This window comes from Flavobacterium ranwuense (assembly GCF_004349315.1).
In the GTDB taxonomy this organism is placed as follows: domain Bacteria; phylum Bacteroidota; class Bacteroidia; order Flavobacteriales; family Flavobacteriaceae; genus Flavobacterium; species Flavobacterium ranwuense.
Genome location: NZ_SMLH01000004.1, coordinates 339,365 through 359,086, shown reverse-complemented (window position 1 = coordinate 359,086; position 19,722 = coordinate 339,365). Strand labels below are relative to the sequence as shown.

Sequence of the window (19,722 nt, the reverse complement as noted above, 5' to 3'; positions counted from 1 at the left end):
AAAGCCCTTTGATTAGGGCTTTTATTTTTTTAAATCGTTTCAAATGGATATTAATTACATTCATAGTTTATTTTTAAAATGTAAATCGGTTTCGATAGACACCCGCAAGATTGAGCTAAACTCCTTATTTGTTGCCATAAAAGGGGAACGTTTTGATGCGAATACATTTGCGAAGGAAGCATTAGATAAAGGTGCTTCTTATGTGATAATTGATGATGAATCTTATTTTATTGATCAAAGAACCATCTTAGTTGATGACAGTTTAATAGCCTTGCAGAAACTGGCTAAATTTCATCGGGAGTATTTGAAACTACCTATAATTGCGCTTACGGGAAGTAATGGGAAAACAACTACGAAAGAACTAATTCATGTTGTTCTTTCCAGAAAGTATAAAACAAAAGCGACTGTAGGAAACCTAAACAATCACATTGGTGTGCCATTGACATTGCTTTCGTTTACTTCAGAAACAGAAATAGGAATAGTTGAGATGGGGGCGAATCACAAAAAAGAAATTGAATTTCTATGTGAATTAGCAAAGCCGGATTATGGTTATATCACTAATTTTGGAAAAGCACATTTGGAAGGTTTTGGTGGCGTTGAAGGAGTTATTGAAGGGAAAAGTGAAATGTATCAATACCTTTTAGCAAATGATAAGCTTGTTTTCATAAACTTAGAAGACCCGATTCAAGTTGAGAAATCAATGTCGTTAAAAGCGTATTCTTTTGGTTTAAATAAAACAAATGCGGATGTAAATATTGCATCTGTTAAAGCAAATCCATTTGTAGTAATAGATTATTCGAATCTAACCATTTCAACCCATTTAATAGGTTTGTATAATGCTAATAACATCAATGCAGCACTCACTATAGGAAAGTATTTTAGCATTGATGATATTGCTATAAAAGAGGCTTTAGAGAGCTATGTGCCTGAAAATAACAGGTCGCAGTTATTGACAAAAGGAACTAACCAAATTATTCTGGACGCTTATAATGCAAATCCGAGCAGTATGGCAGTAGCTATTGAAAATTTCCTGCAGTTAGAGGGTTCAAATAAGGGTATGATTTTGGGAGATATGTTTGAGTTGGGACAGGAAAGTGAGCAAGAACATAAAGCAATTGTTGACATGCTTTCGAATGAAGATAAAGTGAAATGTTATTTTATTGGTTCGGCATTTTATGCTAATAAACTTGGAAAAAGCAACTTCTGGTTCTACAATACATTTGAAGATTTTTCGAATGATTTACCAACGGCTGAATTCAATAATAGTACTATTTTGATAAAAGGTTCCAGAGGAATGGCATTGGAGCGAACCTTGGATTTCCTTTCATAAAGACAAGTAGCTTATAAATAAAAAAGCCATCATGAATTATTATGATGGCTTTTTTTGGTTTTCTTAAACCCAAATTTTGCATTAGAAAAAAAATCATTAAATTGTAGTTTAAAACCTAATGCGTAGCATTAGAAAAATCAGTGTTATGGAATTCGACATATCCTTTGCCAGTAAAGAGATTAGGCCTTAGAGCGGAATGATTTTTTTAAAGCAAATGTTGCAAAAAATTGGCTTTAGAGAGCAAATTACCAGGTGCAAAGATTCTCATCGAATGGATTTGTTTCTTTGCCCAAATCTTTTTTGTTTTAAACTGAAAGTAAAAAACAATAATTTTTTAAATTGTATGCTCCTTTATTTTCTTAAAAAAATGAACTAAATTGCGTCTTTCAAAAAGTATAATTTAATTACTAGATAGATCGCATGTTAAAAGCCATTTTAGATAACAAGGAAAGCTATCAGCCGGGTTTGTCAATAGATTGTGTGATTTTCGGATTTCATGACAATCAGCTTAAAGTGTTATTGATAAAAACAAAGTACAGTGATAAATGGGCTTTGCCTGGGGGTTTTGTATCTGTAAACGAAGATATTGATCAGGCTGCGGTTACTGTTTTGCATGGTAGAACAGGACTAAAAGGGATTTTCCTAAGGCAGTTTTCTACATTTGGAGCTGCTAGAAGATGTGATGTTAATTTTAGTAATAGTATTCTGGACTTTTACGGAATACCTTTAGACAAAGGAAAATGGTTTGCCAGCCGTTTTGTAACAGTTGGTTATTATGCTTTAGTTGATTTTTTAAAAACGATTCCGCAACCTAAAGGGAACAATGAAACTGTGGAATGGATTGACCATAATGCGGTGCCGGAATTGATTTTAGATCACAAGCAAATTCTGGACAAAGCATTGGAAACCCTGCGTATGGAATTGAATTTAGTGCCGGTAGGATATAATTTACTTCCTGAAAAATTTACCATCCCGGAAATACAAAAACTATATGAAACCATATTAGGCAGAATGCTGGATCGAAGAAATTTTCTTCGCAAAATTACGGCAATCGGGATTTTAACCAAACTGGACGAGAAGAAAAGTAATGTAGCCCATAAAGCCCCAAATTTATACAGTTTCGATAAAGAAAAATACGAAGAAGTTGTTAAGAACGGATTGACTCAAGGTTGGTAATTTAAAATAGTAAATCATGTAAATCACTTTAGTATGAATAATGATAAAGCCATGAACTCGAGTCTCGTCTCAAATGGAGTTAACAATAGTCCGATACGTCATTCGGTTATTTAAAAACTTAATAAATTCGTATTTATAGCTTATACTACCCAACATTTCATATAGTGCCATTCCTGCCATTTCAGTTGTGAATTACTTTCCTTAAACATCATTTTAATAAATAAAAATATAAGTGCACTTTACGAAATTTCTCAAAAACAGATCCGAAAAATAATTAATTTAATGTCTGGAACTTCGCTTGACGAACTTTATATTGCAGGCTTCAAAACTTATGGTGCAGGCGAAACTACTAAGTTGTTGATTTGTATTTAATATTAAAGAATTAAAGAAGCTTTTTTCATACTCCCAGTTTTCATACACCTGTAATAAAATATATAAAGGCACTTGCTATAAACAAGTGCCTTTATATGATTCAAAATAAATTACTTCTTAAGCTACTTTTATTCTATAGTTGTATACCTGTAACATTGATAAAGGCCATTTTTGTATCACCGTATGATTCTGCCAAAATTAACCTTTTAGCTTCTGGTAAGTAATTCCCAAATTGTGTAATTACTGTTCCATCTTCATCCAGGCTCAATCTTTTAATGTTTTGATCAATAGATCCATTATTTAGTTGATAAATTCCGTTATAATAATGGTTTAGACCTTTCACATAGGTATTTAGATAAAAATTGCCTTTAATGTTTTGCACCCCAATTGATTTATTACCTTCTTTAAATGATAGTACTTTATAGTCTACACTTCTTTTTAATTCTCCATCCATTGTAAATATTAACAAACTAGGGTAACCATTAGAATATTCAGGCACCTTAAATGTAGAATTTGGAAAAGTAGGATCTGGTTTTGTTCCACTTTGAAAGTCACAATCTACAAATACATAAATTTCATCATTTTGTACAAACAATGTATTGAAATTCACTTTATTTAAATCTTTAATTTGATTAAAATTCTCTAAAAAATTGTTTTTCAATACCTTTCCGGCATTTACATCGTACATAAGAATTTTTCCATACTCTCCGCGATTCACACCATGAGCATAAGTATCAAATGCCAACAAATAGTCATTTGGTCCCACTGAAAACGAAAGCGGTTTTTTTATCTTAACATCTTCAGTTCCAAAATCTTTATTCTCGATTGTGTTTCCGTCCGCAATAGCCAGCACGTTTTTAGATCCTGTTTCTTTAGTAGTTCTAACAAAAATAAATTTCCCGCTGTCGTTCAAAACAACATTGTCAGTAAACGATAGTAAAGGGAAAGAAACATTTTTTTGCCAAAGTAAATCTCCTGTTCTGCCATCAATAACTGCACATTCGTGTTCTTCGGCAACTTTTTTATTAGCAAATTTACTGTAAACAACACCTATATAATTTTTGTTTTGTGAAACCATTGCGTAAGCAGTTCCTGATTTTGATAAACTTTCAAAAGTGTGTTCACTTATCAATGTGGTGTCAAATGTGCCTGTTTTTTTATCAAAAGTAATTTTGTGTAATTCTTTCTTTTTTGTTTTGTTCGAATAAGTATCTGTTACAACTACCAGTTTCTCATTTCCTATTTCAAAACTTCCAAGATAATTGTGTAATGTAAAAACATCTTTATGCGGAAATTCTTCCGTGAAAGTATCTACTAATTGATTTTTTTGATCAAATTTTCTAATAATTAATTTGTTCGTAGGCATCATACCACCATCAATATTAATTACCGAAAACATATAATGATTGTAGTTGTCTACTAAAACTACTTTAAGATCTTTTTCATCTTTTCCGTTATAGTCAAATTTGGTTCCTAATTCTCTTTTAATCTGACTAAATCCGGAAATACTTATCAATAAAAAAAAGATCGCTACTATTTTAGTTTTCATATTTTGTTTTTAGGTAGTTTTATAGATTTGGTTTTCGATAGCTTTTAACTCCGTTTCTTCAGTTGAGTTCAACTTCATGTAGATTAAATTTTCCTGCATCTCGTTTAAAACCTTTTCTGCTTCTGCTTTTTTATCTAATGCCAGATTCAAATTCATTAAATTAAAATAAATAAACTTGCCAATTTTAGGATTAAAATCAGCTTTGGAATCTTTATAATTAACCTTTGCAAGCGTTTCTCTCCAAATATCAATTCCTTTTTGCATTCCCGTAAAGGCAGCAGCGTTAATTTGTGGATTTGTAGGGTTTAATTTTTTCAAATTAGTCGAAACATAAATATCTGCTTTTTCTAAATCGTCGTATTGTCCTTTGTTTTTAACACTCTGAAGTCTTACACTGTATCTTATAGTCTTGAAAGCAAATGTTTCATTTAAATACTCATTTATAAAAGCGATTACTTTTTTCAAATGCTGTTGTTCTTCACGAGGTTTATTGATGTTGTTTGTAGGTGATGAGCTAATGTACTTATATTCCTGAAAAAAGGTTTTGTTTATCTTTTCCTGTCCATTTTGTTTTACAATCAGCGTTGTAGGTTGGTTGGCATAAGTTTGCCCGGAATTGTCTTGAAAGTTTGTTTTTTTGATATCTAATGTAATAGTCAAATAATTTCCGTCTTTGGTAAATCCATCAATATTTACCTGTGAGACCAATACATTATTGTCTATAATAACATAATCTTGAAGATTTGGTTCTTGGTAAACCGGTTTTGTTGGCGCTACATAAATTGGTCTGTTTGGAATTCTAAGTCTAGGGTTTTGTCCTTTATCTGTCAAGGTTAAACGCTCTAATAAGGTTAATTTTTTAAATTCTTCAGATTCTAATTTGTATTTTTCTTTTGCTTTTGCAACATCACTGTCGTAATCTACTAGCTTCTGTTGAAACTCTTTTTCACTATTTGCAGCTTTTTTATCAAAGTTGTCTAATTCATTTTGAAAATCAACCTTTGATTGAGCATAAACTTCATCGCTAGTTAAATTATAAGGTGAAGTAACAGCAACTGAATATTGTCGAGAACCATTTTCAATCATAATCTTTGGTTCTCTTAAAAGTTGGTATTCTACAACTTCTGAAGAAATGCTTTGCGCATTTGCCTTTGCAAACAGCGACAAAAAAAATACAAATCCTAGTAGGTAATTTAATTTCATAGTATTTTTTGTTTTTGAAAATTTGTTCAAAAATAACAAAAAATTTCTTATAAAAAAGTGATTCTTAAATTTTTAAGAAGTTTTACTTCTTGAATAGTTTAAAGTTGAAGAATCCGGGTTTAAAAACTTCAGTATTCTTCTCAATACAATAACTTTTAATTACTAATCAATACTAAACTATTTTAATATCGAAGTACTAATCATCACCAGAATCTTTTAATGCTAAAATAAAAGCTTTTAGAAGTCGTTTTATGGGTTTGAGCAAAATAGATCTTTTCTTATTCAGATTATCCAATCTTTTTGAACTTGATCCATAAGATTGAATGAATAATTTTGAAGTATGTCCAAAAGAAAAAAGCCGATAAATCTTAGGATTTATCGGCTTTTGAAATCATTTGTTATTAAACTTGTGGGCGATGAGGGGTTCGAACCTATTGGACGAAACCCACGTAAACGCTTACTTATTTTTTCTTTGAGAATAAGAGTGCCACGAAAGTGCCACAATTATCATCTTTTATTTCCAATATCTTAAAAAGACCCTGCATGAAACTTATTGAATTTTAAAGAACGTTATAATCCTTCTGATTGAAAGCAAATTTACTATTTATTCCTGAAATTCCCACTTTGGAATGGAAATTATTATTAAAATTTTGTTCCATTAAAGAAATTAAAGTGTTTGTTTGAAGGAAATTATCTTTTGCAATATTAAATTTTTAACTTATGCTCCATACTGTTTATTGTCACCAGAAAAAGAACTATGCCCTTACGATCCTGTGAATGCTTTTTTTACCACTGGCTCTGCCCGAATAAATACCAAAATTTAGAACAATTTGAATGGCTTTTGAAAAGTGATTACATCCTTAATGTTGTTTGGTATCAATTAGTTTGAAATAGACATCTCAATTCAGGTAATTAAAAGACAATTTTCAAATTACCTGCTAAAAAGTACTTCATAAATATCTAGAATACAAATATAAGTTGATATGGAATAGTTTTTTTGTAAATTGTAGTGCATTTATCTTAGTCTGGAAATTTTCCCAAAAGAACATTTTAAACTCTTACCGTTTGTTATTAAAAATAATTGAAATGCTAAAACAACACCAATTAAAACTTGTTTTTTCTTTGATCATCATTGCAGTGTTATTAATTATGTACAATTATAATCATAATGAGACTTTGGTCTTGGAAAAAAAACTTGCTCGAATAAACAAAGAACTTCACCTGAAACAAGTCACTTTCGAAAGAAGGCAAAAGACGTATAATGAAAAAGCAAAACAGCAGCGGGCAGAAATCGAACGTATGCGAAATCAATTGAAACCGTAAGCAAAATGCTTGGGCATAAAAACATACAGACTACGCAGCATTATGCTAAAATATTAGATAAAAAAGTGAGCGAGAATATGATAATTTTAAGAAACAAATGGGATGCTGTAAATTCTAATTTAAGCTCAAATGTGAAGATTATATAGAGTGAATTACCTCCTAAAAACATCCCTAAACTGATACAACAGTCGTTCTATTAAACGCAAATCTTCTGTAACAATTTCGGCGGAACCTTTCATTTCCTGTTGAAAAGGAATGACCTTATTATAATTTGTTTTCAAGTTTCCCGGAAGCGAAATATCCAATAATAAGTTACCTTCCTTGTCAGGAACAAGAGAAATATTTTTCACTTTACCACTCAGCACGCCAAACTCTCTATCAGGGAAATTTGCCAAACGAATATTGACTCTTTGACCCACTCTGATCTTTCCTGAATTTTGAGCCAAGGCTTTTACTTTACCCACATACCCCATTTCCACGACTGGAATTATAGAGAACACATTGTCACCAGCAGTTATAGTCTGGTTCTCCGTCCAAACTTGCAAAAAGGTAACTTGTCCTTCAATAGATGATTTCAGCACATAAGCCAATTCCCAATCTTTTATTACTTTTCTCAATTGATAAAAAGACTGCATTCTATTCCCTTCCAAATTAACTTCTTCTTTAGTACCGCTGATTCTCGTTCCTTCACTGTTTCTGTTATTATCAATCAAGGATGACTTTAATTGCGAAATACTGCTCAATAGACTTTTGTAATTCTTTTGGGCTTGAAGGTATCCTAGTTTTTTATTTTCAAAATCTTGTGCCGACACAACTCCTTTATTAAACAGCGTTTCAAATCGATTCACATCATTTTTTTGAAGCAGTAATTCCGATTCATTGATGCTTTTTTGCTGTTGTAAAAGACTTAGACGCTCCCTAATCTGCACACTTTCTGAAAGCTGCGCCCTATTTTCGATTTGAAAAGGGCGTAAGTCCGTATTGAGCTTATTGGCTATATAGTCTTTTTGGAAAATCGAAAAAGCACTTTCAATATCGCCCAACTGCTTATTTTTCAATAATTCAAAAGGGAAATGATTATTTTTAGCATTGATATTTATAGTGTCAATGATACTTTTCAATAAAAACACGTCCCTATAATTAGCCGGATTTTCAATTATTGCCAATGGTATGTTTACTTTAACTCTGGTCTTATCCGTTATTAAAACAGCTTCAATTCGCCCAGAAGTTTTGGCTACCAGCTTTTCAGGCGGTATGTTGGTCGTAATCACAACTTCCGTTGTAATAACATCTGGATATTTCACAAACCAGGAGACAAAAAATAGCATCATGATAATTCCAAAAATTAAAACCGTGCCCCAACGGATCATCCAATGCGGGACACGCGTGAGTATATCTTGTACTTCTTCGCTTCTTAACTCTATTTCTTTATTTGTGGCCATTATTTAATCTCTTTCCTTCTTAACTCTAAAATCGTTAATCTTCAAACCACATTCATTCCCCCTTTTGGGGTTAGGGGGGCTTTAATTCCCTAATTGCAATTGATTCCGAACCAATTCGAAATAATTCCCTTTTTGTTCTACCAATGCGGAATGATTCCCCATTTCAATAATTTTTCCTTTATCCAGAACAACAATTTGATCTGCATTCATAACCGTGCTTAATCGATGCGCAATCACAACCACGGTTTTATTTTTAAAGAAAATATCCAATTTTCCCATAATTTCTTTTTCATTATTGGCATCCAATGCCGAAGTAGCTTCGTCAAAAAACAACATTTCAGGATTTTTATACACGGCTCTAGCGATTAATAAACGTTGTTTTTGTCCTGTGCTCATACCAACTCCTTCGGAACCAATTTTGGTATTATATCCCAGTGGCAAACCAGAAATATAATCTTTTATGTTGGCAACATCAGCAGCATATACCAGTCGTTCTTTGTTAATATTATCAACCCCTACAGCGATATTATTCGCAATGGTATCATTAAAAACAAACCCTTCCTGCATTACGGCTCCAATGTTAGCACGCCATGATTTTTGAGCAATAGTTGCAAGTGAAGTATTCCCTATATTAATTTCTCCTTTGTTAGGCTCGTAGAATTTAAGCAATAGTTTCATTAAGGTGGTTTTACCACTTCCGCTAACCCCCACAATGGCAGTTACTTTGTGAGCAGGAATGATCAAGTTCAAATTTTTTAAAACCGGAATATCCGATCCCAAATAACGATAGGAAAGATCCTTTATTTGAATAGCACAATCTTTTGGAATATCATGTGTTTGATGGACTTCTTGTTGAGTTTCGTCCTCTTTGTTATGAATTTCAGAAAGTCGGGCAAGCGATATTTTGGCATCTTGTAATTCTCTAACAAAATTAATTAGTTGCATAATTGGACCATCCAAGCTCCCCACAATGCTGGTAATTGCCATCATCATTCCTAGGGTTATTTGTCCGTCGATAACCAATTTTGCCGAAAGAAAAATAATGAAAATATTCTTTAACTCATTTATTACTGATGAGCCTATGGTTTGCGTTTGTTCCAGAACCAAGCCTTTTATAGAAACCCGAAACAATCTCGCTTGGACATATTCCCATCCCCAGCGTTTTTGTTTCTCGGCGTTGTGCAATTTTATTTCCTGCATCCCGTTGATGAGCTCCATGACTTTGCTTTGCTCTTGACTGACTTCTGAAAATCTTTTATAATCCAGTGCTTCCCTTCTTTTTAAAAACAAGGTTATCCAACCGAAATACAATAAACTTCCCGCAAAAAAGACGAAGAATATTTGTAGGTTATAATACGCCAAAACCCCTCCCATAATAAACATATTGATTACCGAGAACAATACGTTTAATGATGAAGTGGTAAGTATTCGCTCAATACGATGATGATCATTAATACGTTGCATGATATCGCCCGTCATCCTAACATCAAAAAAGGAAATCGGCAAATTCATTAATTTAATAAAGAAATCCGAAATCAAGGATATGTTTATTCGAGTAGAAAGATGCAACAATATCCAACTTCGAATGAGTTCCAAGCCTGTTCTACCTGCGAAAAGAAACAGTTGTGCAAACAGAATTAAATAGATAAAATGAATATTCTGGTTTTGAATCCCAACATCGACAATACTTTGTGTTAGGAAAGGAAAAATAAGCTGCAACAAACTGCTCGCTAATAAACCAATGCTTAACTGCATTAAAAAGGATTTGTATCTCAATACATATTGGGATAATAAACCAAATCCTAATCCTTTTTTATCTTCCTTATCAAATTCTGACTGAAAGAATTTTGGCGTAGGTTCAAGTAATAAAGCTATGCCTTCCTCTGTGGTTTCAGTGGCATTATTACCTATCCAGAATTTGATAAAATCTTGTTGGTTGTATTCTATTAATCCAAACCCAGGATCTGAAATAAAATAGTTACCCTTTTTAATCTTGTATAAGACTACATAATGTTCTTTGTTCCAATGCAACACGCAAGGCAATGGCGCTTCATCTAATCTTTTTAGATTGAGTTTTGCACCTAATGTTCGAAAACCTATTTTCTCGGCAGCATCGCTTAGAAATAGCAGATTGCTTCCTTCACGTGTGGTTTCTGATAAATTGCGTAACGCTTGTATGTTTATAGTTTTGCCGTAATGTTTGGCAATGATTTTTAGGCAGGTTGGTCCGCAGTCTTTATAATCATTCTGTAAATAATGAGGAAATCGCTTCAATCTAAATTACTTTTTTATCAACTTAAACTTCGGATGCCCCATCTGCCACAAGGCAAATGCAAATCCATCAGCAAAATCATTATAAAGCTGTAAATTGGAACTATCCATTCCATGACCCGCATCATAATCCACTGCAAAAAGAATTGGATTATGAGATATTGTTGATGCTTTTATTCTGGCTACAAACTTACCTGAAATCCATGGAGCGACACGGGCATCATTCATTCCAACTGAAATCAAGCAAGCTGGGTATGAAGCTCCTTTTTTTAGATGCTGATATGAATCCATTTCATAGAGTGCATTAAATCCTTCTTCAATATTTGGATTACCAAATTCTTTCATTCCGTTTTGTCCATTCGAGACTTCTTTAATTCTTGAAGTATTCAGATCTCCATTTTCACAAAGCATAACTTTAAATAAATCTGGTCTTTCTGTTATAGCTCTACCAACTAAAATTCCCCCTGCACTTCCGCTAGAAATGGCAATTTTATTATTATTTGTTATTTTTTCTTTAATTAGATATTCTGCTGTAGTTATTAAATCTCTCCAAGTATTAGGTTTGTTAGCTTTATAACCACCCTGATGCCAATCATCTCCTTTTTCTCCACCTCCTCTAACATGACTAACTACATACATGCCTCCATTCAATACCCAAGACAAGTATATAGGCTGGAATACAGGCGTTAGAGATGTTCCATATGCCCCATATCCATCTATTAGTACATTATTCATTTTATTTTTTTTGAGTCCTTTTTTATAGATTAAGGATACAGGCACTAAAACTCCATCTTTCGATGGAATCTCAATTTCTTCGACTACAAAATTTTGATATTCCGGATAAGTGATAACTGGAGATAAAGAGGCTTCAATAAATTTATTTCTAAAAACATCATAATTATATCTTTGCTTTGCATTAATCCAGCCACTGCAAGATATCCATAAGTCAGAACGAAATTTATTTTTAATTTGTATTGATAATCTTCCTGCTTTAATTGGTAAAACAATTTGCTTTGTTATTTTATCATCAACAAAATATAAATGAGCCTCTACACCATTTTTGGTGGTGGAATAAAATAATCCATCCTTTGTAATAACGAAATCATCAATAGTTTCATTTTTGTTTTCCGGCACTATAGTTTTTAATTTATGAGAATCAAAATTTGTTATATATCCTTTAACTATTTTAAAATTAGACGCTTCCTTAGATGATAAACAATAAATAGAATCTTCGATAACAATTTGATCTTTAATATTGTCTTCTTTTTTAAATAAAGGTTTCCAATCTATTTGTATCTTATTAAAATCTTGAATTTTAGCGTAAAAACAATCATAATAGTTTGATGCTCCACCTAAAAAGCTTAAAATATATTTGTCCTTTGGAGTGAATTCACAAATAATAGGAAAATCTTCAGGTTTGATAGCTAATTCCGGATTACTATTTTTTGAAAAAACAACTTTATGATATAATGGATCATCTCCTAATTTATAAATGACTGATTCAGTATTCAAGAGATAATTTTTATTATTTGAATCGATAACCGGAATGTGCTGATAAATAATACCCGAATTATCCAAAAGCCATTTTATTCCTTTTAATTCAGCGGGCCATGCATTTGGTAGAACTTCAGGCCTGATTGTTTTCGTACTTACATCCAAAAAAACAATCTCACCAATTTCTTCACCATTTTTTGATAAACCCAACGCAACTATCTTATTATCCCATGAAGGTTTTAGATAATTGATTATGTATCCTTTTTTATATTCAACAGGATCGAAAAGCAAATTTTCAGCTCCTTTTTCAGATTTTTTGTAATATAATTTCCCGGTTTTATCTTTATCAGTTTTTTTTAAATAGAAAAAGAAATCATCATCAGTAATATTTAACGATGTTATATTGTAGGATTTTCTACTTTCAATTTCTAATAATTTATCTACAATTTCCTTTCTACCGGAAATATTATCCAGTAAAGCACGTGTTTTTAAACTATTTTGCTTAAACCAATTTTGGACTAATGGATCATCTAATTTTTCCATATAGCGATATGGATCGGAAATATTTTTCTCAAAATACTTTTCGTTAAACTGCTTCTCCGGCAATAAAATATTCTGCCCTATAAGTGCATTAGTAAAAACACAAACAAACAAAAATAGACAACCTTTTATTTTGACCATTTATAAATCTTTTAAAGATAAAACTGGGATATTTTTTTTTAACCTCGACTTATTTTAGTAGGATCAGCAGTTATAACTCCACCACCATCGTCTGCATTTCCTCCTACAATTGCTTTTGGGTTTTTTAATTCAGCTATTTTAAATTTTTCTAACGACAACTTTTTTGTTGTTTCAACTGTCTTTTTTTTCATGATTTGTTTTTTTAAATTAGATTTCGGCGAATGTAATGTGCTACTTCTTCACAAAAAAATAACTGTAGTCTAGATTTATAAATTCCGATTTAAAATATCAGTATGTATTTTATTTTCATAACGTTAAAAAAATTAAATTTCCTTGTTCTCCTCTATTTTTTTGATAAAAAAGGAGGGTTGCAGCCCCGTTTGATTATAAAAAGCCTTGGCAAATGACTCGGAATTACTAAAACCTACTTCTTCGGCAATTGCTTTTATGGTATATTTTCTAAATTTTTTATCCGCTTTCAAATGCTTTACTACATATGCGATTCGTAAATCGTTAAGATACTGGCTAAAATTTTTATCTTTAAAATGGTTTATGGTTTTTGACAAATAGCTACTATTGGTGTCAAACTGTTTGGTAAGATCGGTTAGTTTTAAATTCATCACTAAATAACCTTGCTCTTTTTCAAATGATGCTAACTTTTGCAATAAATCTTTTTCAATATCTTTTGGTAAATCGAATGATTTTGTTTTATTATCTTCCACAATTGTTGTAACTGGTATTGTGCCTATTACCTGAATTACTTCGTTTTTAGGCTGCTCCATCAATACTTTAAAACGCTCTTCAAAAAGTTGTTTTTCTCTTTTAGTTTTTACTAAATAATAGAGTGAAAAAACTAATCCAATGAAAACAATAAATCCAATACCAATGTAGATGTATTTTTCTTGATTTATTTTGACAATAATTTTTTCTTTTTCAAACAATAAATGAGGAGTATCATATTTCTGATTCATATTATCAGATAGTACAACATTATTTTTGTTTAATTTTTCGTCAATCTCAATTAACCTGTTTAAATAATAAAGTTGCTTATTATTATCTTTTAATTTCCTGTAAATTTCAATTAAATGAAGATAATTATTTCGTAAAATAGAAGTAAACTCAGTTGTAGATATTAATATAGAATCAACTTTTTCAAAATATTTTTTAGATTTAAGATCGCTTTTTTCACCTTGTAAGACATTTTCTCCTCTATAATAATATGCTATAGCTTGGTTTATTTTATCTATTTTTAACAGATTTATAGCTTCGTCTAATATTTTATTACTTAATGAATACTGTTTTTTTAAATGATATGAAACTCCTTTATTAAGCATAAAATATTTATAATATGGATCTTCTACTTTCATTTTTTTTAAGAAAAGTTCATTATAGTATAAAGCTAAATCTGGTTTGTTAAGACGATTATAAATATTAGATAATATCCAGGCAGAATAGACATAATAAGGAGAACCTGTCTTTTTATTTTTATAATAATTATAATTTTCAATGATCAAAGCTAATGCCTCCTGGGGTTTACCTAATTCAATCTTTATTAAACCAATCTGCTGATTAATTAGTGTTTTTTGCTCTATATTACCAGACTTACTGGAATATTTTTCTGCATTCAGTATATTAACTAATGCTTTATTAAACTGTCCATTTGAAAAAAAGATTATGCTTCTTAATATATAAGCTTTTGCAGGAAAAATAAAATCATTCCTTTTTTTTGTTAAAGCAATGATTGAATCTGTTAAAGAAAACAATGAGTCTTCACTAGAAATATAAGCAAGCATGTACATTCCATTTGCTTTAATTATTTCATCATTTTGCCATTCTGATTTCTTATAATAGGTTTTAGCATAAATAGCAAGGCTTTTTTTATTAAAAAGAGAATTGTCAAAACGCTTCTCCAAGGTTTGAAAAGACATGTTTTGTAATGACTCTGGAACAATAAAATGGTACTTTTTTTGAGAAAAAAGAGTTGTTGTAATTAATAATAAAATAATTATAATAGGGTTTTTCATTTTCTGGCTAGTCTGGTTTTGTAATATCGGTTCATGAAATCATAACATAACATTTCATATTGTCTTTGTTTGGATCGAAAAACACGATTGATGTTCATGTGAATGAGTGAGGCAATCAATTCAAGTGAAATAGTAGTGCCGTTTTCTTTAATTTTACTCAAAATGGTTTTTATTATTTTGGCTTCCTCTTCTTTTGTTTTTACTATTTCTATGAGTCCTTCTAAATATTGTGGTTCTTGTTTTTCTGTAAGAAACAATGAAATTTCGGTTCTATAATTTCTATATAAGTGATCTAGTTTTTTCGTATTGTCCTTTCCTATATTATGTTCTTCTTTGAATTGCAATTGCATACTGTGTATGAACTCTTGTCGATGAGTCAAAGACATCTCGAATTCTTCCAATAAATCGTCTATCATTTGCAACGAAGCAAATATCCGGGCTATTTCATCATCTTCCGGAGTAATGTTGTCAATAAGTTGAAGTGTTTTCTCGCTATGGTAATAAAACAATTTTTCAACTGCTGTTATAGTTGTTTTACCATATCGTTCCATTTCTCTTTTATAGGTTGCCGTTACTATGTCATAAACGATATCTTTTTCAATCAGTTTACCGAAATAGGGCTGCGTTAATTTTATGATTTCTTGAAGATTATCTGGATTCGGCAAATGAAAACGTAATCTTAAATGATTTTTAGGATCATGGTATCGTATGAAAAACCACTGGTCAATAAGCTTTTTTTGCTGCAACCCCTCTACAATTGGCAGTATGCTTTCTATCAAAACAATATCTGCCGAGTAACTCCCACAATAAATCTTATAATATAGCCAATCCTGTCCCAGAATGAAAGTCCTTTTTATTTCTTTCATTATGATTTATCCCTTTTTAATCCTACAATAAATTGATTTGCATAACAATCGGTTTTTCCAGTAACCACTTTGCTTGAAGGAAATAAGAATTCTTCTAAAACAAATTGTGATCTATTTTTAACAGTTTCAATAAGCATTTCAATACATGTACTATTCTCTAGATTAATTATCAGTGCATTATCTCCATCTGCCAGTGAAACATATTGAGGTAAAAGCTCATTAACCTCCAAAGACGGAATATGTGACGCAAAACTAAAAATATTTTTGTCATAAATTATCTCTTTTATAGTCAATATTTTAAAAAATTCAGGATGTTTTTCTTTGCTAAATACCCATTTGGCCTTCGATACAATACAATTTTTAATAGTCACTCTAGGAAAATAATCAAAAAGCTTTTCCAAGTTGTCCCAATGAAGTCCAATTGAGGGTTTACAATTTTCAAATTGCATATCACACAAAAAATGATAAATGGGTAACGCATTATAGGAATAATTGTGAGCATTAGTCAATCTTGGTATAACTTCTTTATCCTGTTTTTTGCTCCACAAAACTAAGCGGTCATTTTTCACAAATAGTACTAAATCTTCAATGTTTATTTGGTGAGAAGTAGGTAAACTAGCTTGTCCTAAATAAGGTATTTCATAGGCTCTAAAACTGGGTCTTCGTAACACATTTCCAGTTCTTGATTCTGGCAAGTGGACTATTTCGGCTAAGATTTTATCGGAATAATTTTCCGATTCATATTGAGTAATTTCATTTGCTAAATCATTTATTCCAGAATCCCCATAGCAAAACCGAGCCAATAAATTGGCAGCACTCGAACCACCAATGCTTTGAATTACGACCCATTCTTTTTCTTGTTCTTCAACAATTTCAAAAAGACACGAAAAAGTAGCAGGTAAATTTTGTCCTGAAAAATCAATATTATCAAAGTCAGAAAGATTCAAAATGATATTGTTTTCGTTATTCTGCAAGGCATTTTGTAATTTCTTGTAGATAATTTTCTCCGCTTTATTCAAGCTTATTTGATGATTATCCGGATTTACTTTTTGCCTTATTGCTAAACTATCTAATAATGGTGTAACATCAAAACTACCGCTTTGCTGTAAATAACCAATTCCTGTTTCTACATCGAGTGCTTTAACTAATGGAATAGCTTCGCTTTCATATCGTTCAACAAAAGCTTTTTTGAAATTTTCTAATGCTGTATTTTTTGGCTTTTCAGAAATTTTATTGAGAAGATCTATTGTTCTTAATAATTCAAACGAGTATTCCTTTTCCAATTGCAAATTGTCAGAATCAAGAAATAAATCGGTTTGGAACAAGTATTTTTCATCAAAAGGAATATTTGTTTTGGAAATAGTTGCTATTATGTCTTCATAACAAGATATAAAATTTCCTATTTTAGTGTCAATTTTTAGTAACTGATTATTTAGTTTATCATAAAAACCTCCAAACGCTACTACCTCTTTATTGATGTTTTCGATATCTCTTTCCCCTGAGAATGGATTGAGAGATGAGCTTCCAGTAAGTGTAGGTTCCAATTCTGATACCAGAATTTGATTGAAAATCAATTCTTCAATAAATTCCATAGCTTCTTTTTTACTTATTTCTTCAGAAATTAAAACTAATGCCAATTCTTTTTTCCTGGCACCAACAATCGCTTTTTGCAATATCAAATCTAAGTAATCTGTACGTTTTAATGCTTCAAGAGAATACTTTCGTTTATTTTGATGCAAAGTATACTCCACATATCTATAAAAATCACCCAATTGATAAAGTGTCGAATTGGGATAAAAAAGGAGTTGGTTTTGGATAGTTGGATTTGCTGTTAGTTCACTTACCGAATTTGCTAGGAACTGCATGTCGAAACGAGTTTTTCTACGAAAGCTTTTTTCTTTATCGATGTTGATAACCGTTTCATTGGCCAGTTTGCCCGCACCACAAGCCGCAAAAAGCCCAAAAGGAGTACATCGGGTTGACATTCGTATAAAGTATTTCAACACCGAAAGCTTAATTTTACTGGCTTTATCAATAGGATAATCTTCTTGTGTAAGCCATTTTCGGATTTCGGCATACAATTCGGGCGATGCCAAAAACAACGCTTCATTTATTGGAGCATTTTTAAGTATTTCTTTTATTGCATCGGACTCAATAAATAATCCTTTGGTTAGATTTTTATAAAAATCAATAGGATAAACCGGAGTTCTTATTATGAAGGAAGAAAAGAAACGATAACTTATTTTTGATTTTGGCATGGAAACAATAAAAAAACAGCGCGATTATAAGATTGTATGCGCCAAAATTAGCTAATTATTTTAAAAATTAATCCTTATTTTCCTAAAAATACCTACAAAATCATTAAAAAAAGTATTTTATAATGTGTCTAAAAATCAGTTGGTTATAATTTAGCTTAATAAGAATTTATAAATTTAGACTCTATATTTATAAATATCGACCACTACCGTTTGTTTTGAACAACACCTTTCATATAGTTTTGGCTTCAGAAAAATTACATTATTATTTCAATGAAAAAAAATATTATTGCCTTAGTTCTTATTTATAGTTCTGTTTCGTTTTCACAGATTAAAGTAACGGGTAAAGTTGTCAACCATGAAAACACCCCTATTAATTTAGCTGAAGTTTTGTTGATAAATTAAGGATTCTAAAAACTATAATGAAACTAACACAAATAATTGCATAAAACTCTTTCCAACAGCCTATGTGAGTTATAAATCAAACGATAATAGTACACTTTCTTTAAACTATAGTCGTAGAATTAATAGACCCTATTAAGCAGTTAAATCCATTTAGAATTTACGAAAATCCTATATGTAGAAGGAAATCCATTTTCGCAACCTTCTTTTTTAGATAATTTAGAGTTTTCTTTTTCAAACCTTAGATTCAAGTAACAAATGCGACACTGGGGAGTTGTTGAAAAAGGAATTTAAAAAATTGATATTACAAAAAATAAAACACATATGAAATACTATTTAACTTTTCTTGTCGGAGTACTATCAATATGGATTTACTATATGACCTCCAACAATCTTTTTTATTTGTTTGAAAAAAATTGGGTAGTTTCTCTAACCATGGTTTTTGGATCATTTGTTGCCGGAGCAACTTCAGAAGGTGGTGGCGCAGTTGCTTTTCCTGTATTTACACTATTATTAGATATTTCACCAAGCATTGCAAGAAATTTTTGTTTTGCCATACAAAGTATAGGAATGACTTCTGCTAGTTTGTTAATAATTGGAATGAAGATTCCAGTTGAATGGAAATCTATCCGTTTTGCATCGATTGGAGGTTTTTTGGGATTAGTATTTGGAATTTATCTTTTAGATGGTATATTTCCTCCAAAAATAATTAAACTATTATTTGTATCACTATGGTTGAGTTTTGCAATTGCTTTATATTTATTAAATAAAAATAAAAACAGAGAAATTATTGACAAAATAATAACATTAGATAAAATAGAAGTTATTAAACTTATTGTTTTTGGCTTTATTGGGGGCGTTATAACTTCTTTTTTTGGCGATGGAGTTGGGATATTCACTTTCTGTCTATTAACACTACACTATAAAATAAATGAAAAAATTGCCACACCAACAGCCGTGGTCTTAATGACTATAAATACATTAATCGGATTTTTTATGCATGTTTTTATATTAAAAGATTTTCAACCAGTAGCTTTTAACTATTGGCTTTGTGCAATTCCTTTTGTCATGCTTTTTGCTCCTTTAGGTGCCTATTTAATAACACTTGTTACTAGAAATGTAGTCACAAATTTTTTATATATAGTAACCATAATTCAATATTTAGGAGCAATAATAATATTAAAACCTTCATTATACCTCTGTGGAATTAGTTTTTCAATCATTGTTTTTGGATACCTTTTTTTTAGAGTTCTTTCCAAAACAAAAAATAGAACTATTTCCATTAGCAATAACTCAAACCCATATTTAGAGAAAAATCAAATTTAGACATCAAT

Annotated in this window: 14 protein-coding genes; 5 read left to right on the top strand and 9 right to left on the bottom strand. The window is 31.0% G+C overall.

Annotated elements, in window-relative coordinates; genetic code table 11:
- Positions 1–43 precede the first annotated feature (43 nt).
- Positions 44–1,330, top strand: coding sequence for a UDP-N-acetylmuramoyl-tripeptide--D-alanyl-D-alanine ligase (locus tag E0I61_RS09800; RefSeq protein ID WP_132071093.1), 1,287 nt, complete (start codon positions 44–46; stop codon positions 1,328–1,330).
- A gap of 420 nt (positions 1,331–1,750) precedes the next feature.
- Positions 1,751–2,506 (top strand): NUDIX hydrolase, encoded by a 756-nt coding sequence (locus E0I61_RS09795; RefSeq protein ID WP_132071091.1) that lies wholly within the window; start codon positions 1,751–1,753, stop codon positions 2,504–2,506.
- 505 nt (positions 2,507–3,011) lie between these two features.
- Here the strand turns inward: E0I61_RS09795 and E0I61_RS09790 are convergent.
- Positions 3,012–4,427 (bottom strand): hypothetical protein, encoded by a 1,416-nt coding sequence (locus tag E0I61_RS09790; RefSeq protein WP_132071089.1) that lies wholly within the window; start codon positions 4,425–4,427, stop codon positions 3,012–3,014.
- 9 nt (positions 4,428–4,436) lie between these two features.
- The gene (locus tag E0I61_RS09785) at positions 4,437–5,630 is read right to left on the bottom strand and encodes a hypothetical protein (RefSeq protein ID WP_132071087.1); all 1,194 of its coding nucleotides are present in this window, start codon (positions 5,628–5,630) and stop codon (positions 4,437–4,439) included.
- A 1,086-nt stretch (positions 5,631–6,716) separates the two neighbouring features.
- Here E0I61_RS09785 and E0I61_RS09775 point away from each other — a divergent pair.
- Positions 6,717–6,953 (top strand): hypothetical protein, encoded by a 237-nt coding sequence (locus tag E0I61_RS09775; protein ID WP_132071085.1) that lies wholly within the window; start codon positions 6,717–6,719, stop codon positions 6,951–6,953.
- A 152-nt stretch (positions 6,954–7,105) separates the two neighbouring features.
- On the opposite strand, the gene E0I61_RS09770 is transcribed toward E0I61_RS09775, so the two are convergent.
- From E0I61_RS09770 to E0I61_RS09745, 7 genes are all read right to left on the bottom strand, one after another.
- Positions 7,106–8,395, bottom strand: coding sequence for an HlyD family secretion protein (locus tag E0I61_RS09770; protein WP_132071083.1), 1,290 nt, complete (start codon positions 8,393–8,395; stop codon positions 7,106–7,108).
- An 81-nt stretch (positions 8,396–8,476) separates the two neighbouring features.
- Positions 8,477–10,669, bottom strand: a complete 2,193-nt coding sequence (locus E0I61_RS09765; protein ID WP_132071081.1) for a peptidase domain-containing ABC transporter — start codon at positions 10,667–10,669, stop codon at positions 8,477–8,479.
- 6 nt (positions 10,670–10,675) lie between these two features.
- Complete coding sequence (locus E0I61_RS09760) at positions 10,676–12,841, bottom strand: prolyl oligopeptidase family serine peptidase (protein WP_132071080.1); 2,166 nt, start codon at positions 12,839–12,841, stop codon at positions 10,676–10,678.
- 38 nt (positions 12,842–12,879) lie between these two features.
- Entirely contained in the window at positions 12,880–13,032 is a 153-nt protein-coding gene (locus tag E0I61_RS16310) for a hypothetical protein (RefSeq protein ID WP_165930209.1), read from the bottom strand.
- 132 nt (positions 13,033–13,164) lie between these two features.
- The gene (locus E0I61_RS09755; protein WP_132071079.1) at positions 13,165–14,865 is read right to left on the bottom strand and encodes a helix-turn-helix domain-containing protein; all 1,701 of its coding nucleotides are present in this window, start codon (positions 14,863–14,865) and stop codon (positions 13,165–13,167) included.
- Positions 14,862–15,731 (bottom strand): thiopeptide-type bacteriocin biosynthesis protein, encoded by an 870-nt coding sequence (locus E0I61_RS09750; protein ID WP_132071077.1) that lies wholly within the window; start codon positions 15,729–15,731, stop codon positions 14,862–14,864. Before E0I61_RS09750 ends, E0I61_RS09755 begins: the two co-directional genes overlap by 4 nt.
- Positions 15,731–17,989, bottom strand: coding sequence for a lantibiotic dehydratase family protein (locus E0I61_RS09745; protein ID WP_132071075.1), 2,259 nt, complete (start codon positions 17,987–17,989; stop codon positions 15,731–15,733). The genes E0I61_RS09750 and E0I61_RS09745 overlap by 1 nt, the downstream gene beginning before the upstream one ends.
- Positions 17,990–18,386: 397 nt before the next feature.
- On the opposite strand from E0I61_RS09745, the gene E0I61_RS16565 reads away from it, so the two are divergent.
- Entirely contained in the window at positions 18,387–18,527 is a 141-nt protein-coding gene (locus E0I61_RS16565; RefSeq protein ID WP_317126169.1) for an outer membrane beta-barrel protein, read from the top strand.
- Positions 18,528–18,712: 185 nt separating this feature from the next.
- A complete protein-coding gene (locus E0I61_RS09735; RefSeq protein ID WP_132071073.1) occupies positions 18,713–19,714 on the top strand; it encodes a sulfite exporter TauE/SafE family protein in 1,002 nt (333 codons plus the stop codon).
- The last annotated feature ends 8 nt before the right edge of the window (positions 19,715–19,722 follow it).

Bases quoted from the DNA above. Each gene is read 5' to 3' on its own strand.
- E0I61_RS09735 (WP_132071073.1), top strand. From the start codon at position 18,713: ATGAAATACTATTTAACTTTTCTTGTCGGAGTACTATCAATATGGATT.
- E0I61_RS09750 (WP_132071077.1), bottom strand. From the start codon at position 15,731: ATGAAAGAAATAAAAAGGACTTTCATTCTGGGACAGGATTGGCTATAT.
- E0I61_RS09775 (WP_132071085.1), top strand. From the start codon at position 6,717: ATGCTAAAACAACACCAATTAAAACTTGTTTTTTCTTTGATCATCATT.
- E0I61_RS09790 (WP_132071089.1), bottom strand. From the start codon at position 4,427: ATGAAAACTAAAATAGTAGCGATCTTTTTTTTATTGATAAGTATTTCC.
- E0I61_RS09770 (WP_132071083.1), bottom strand. From the start codon at position 8,395: ATGGCCACAAATAAAGAAATAGAGTTAAGAAGCGAAGAAGTACAAGAT.
- E0I61_RS09760 (WP_132071080.1), bottom strand. From the start codon at position 12,841: ATGGTCAAAATAAAAGGTTGTCTATTTTTGTTTGTTTGTGTTTTTACT.
- E0I61_RS09745 (WP_132071075.1), bottom strand. From the start codon at position 17,989: ATGCCAAAATCAAAAATAAGTTATCGTTTCTTTTCTTCCTTCATAATA.
- E0I61_RS09795 (WP_132071091.1), top strand. From the start codon at position 1,751: ATGTTAAAAGCCATTTTAGATAACAAGGAAAGCTATCAGCCGGGTTTG.
- E0I61_RS09755 (WP_132071079.1), bottom strand. From the start codon at position 14,865: ATGAAAAACCCTATTATAATTATTTTATTATTAATTACAACAACTCTT.
- E0I61_RS09800 (WP_132071093.1), top strand. From the start codon at position 44: ATGGATATTAATTACATTCATAGTTTATTTTTAAAATGTAAATCGGTT.
- E0I61_RS16310 (WP_165930209.1), bottom strand. From the start codon at position 13,032: ATGAAAAAAAAGACAGTTGAAACAACAAAAAAGTTGTCGTTAGAAAAA.
- E0I61_RS09785 (WP_132071087.1), bottom strand. From the start codon at position 5,630: ATGAAATTAAATTACCTACTAGGATTTGTATTTTTTTTGTCGCTGTTT.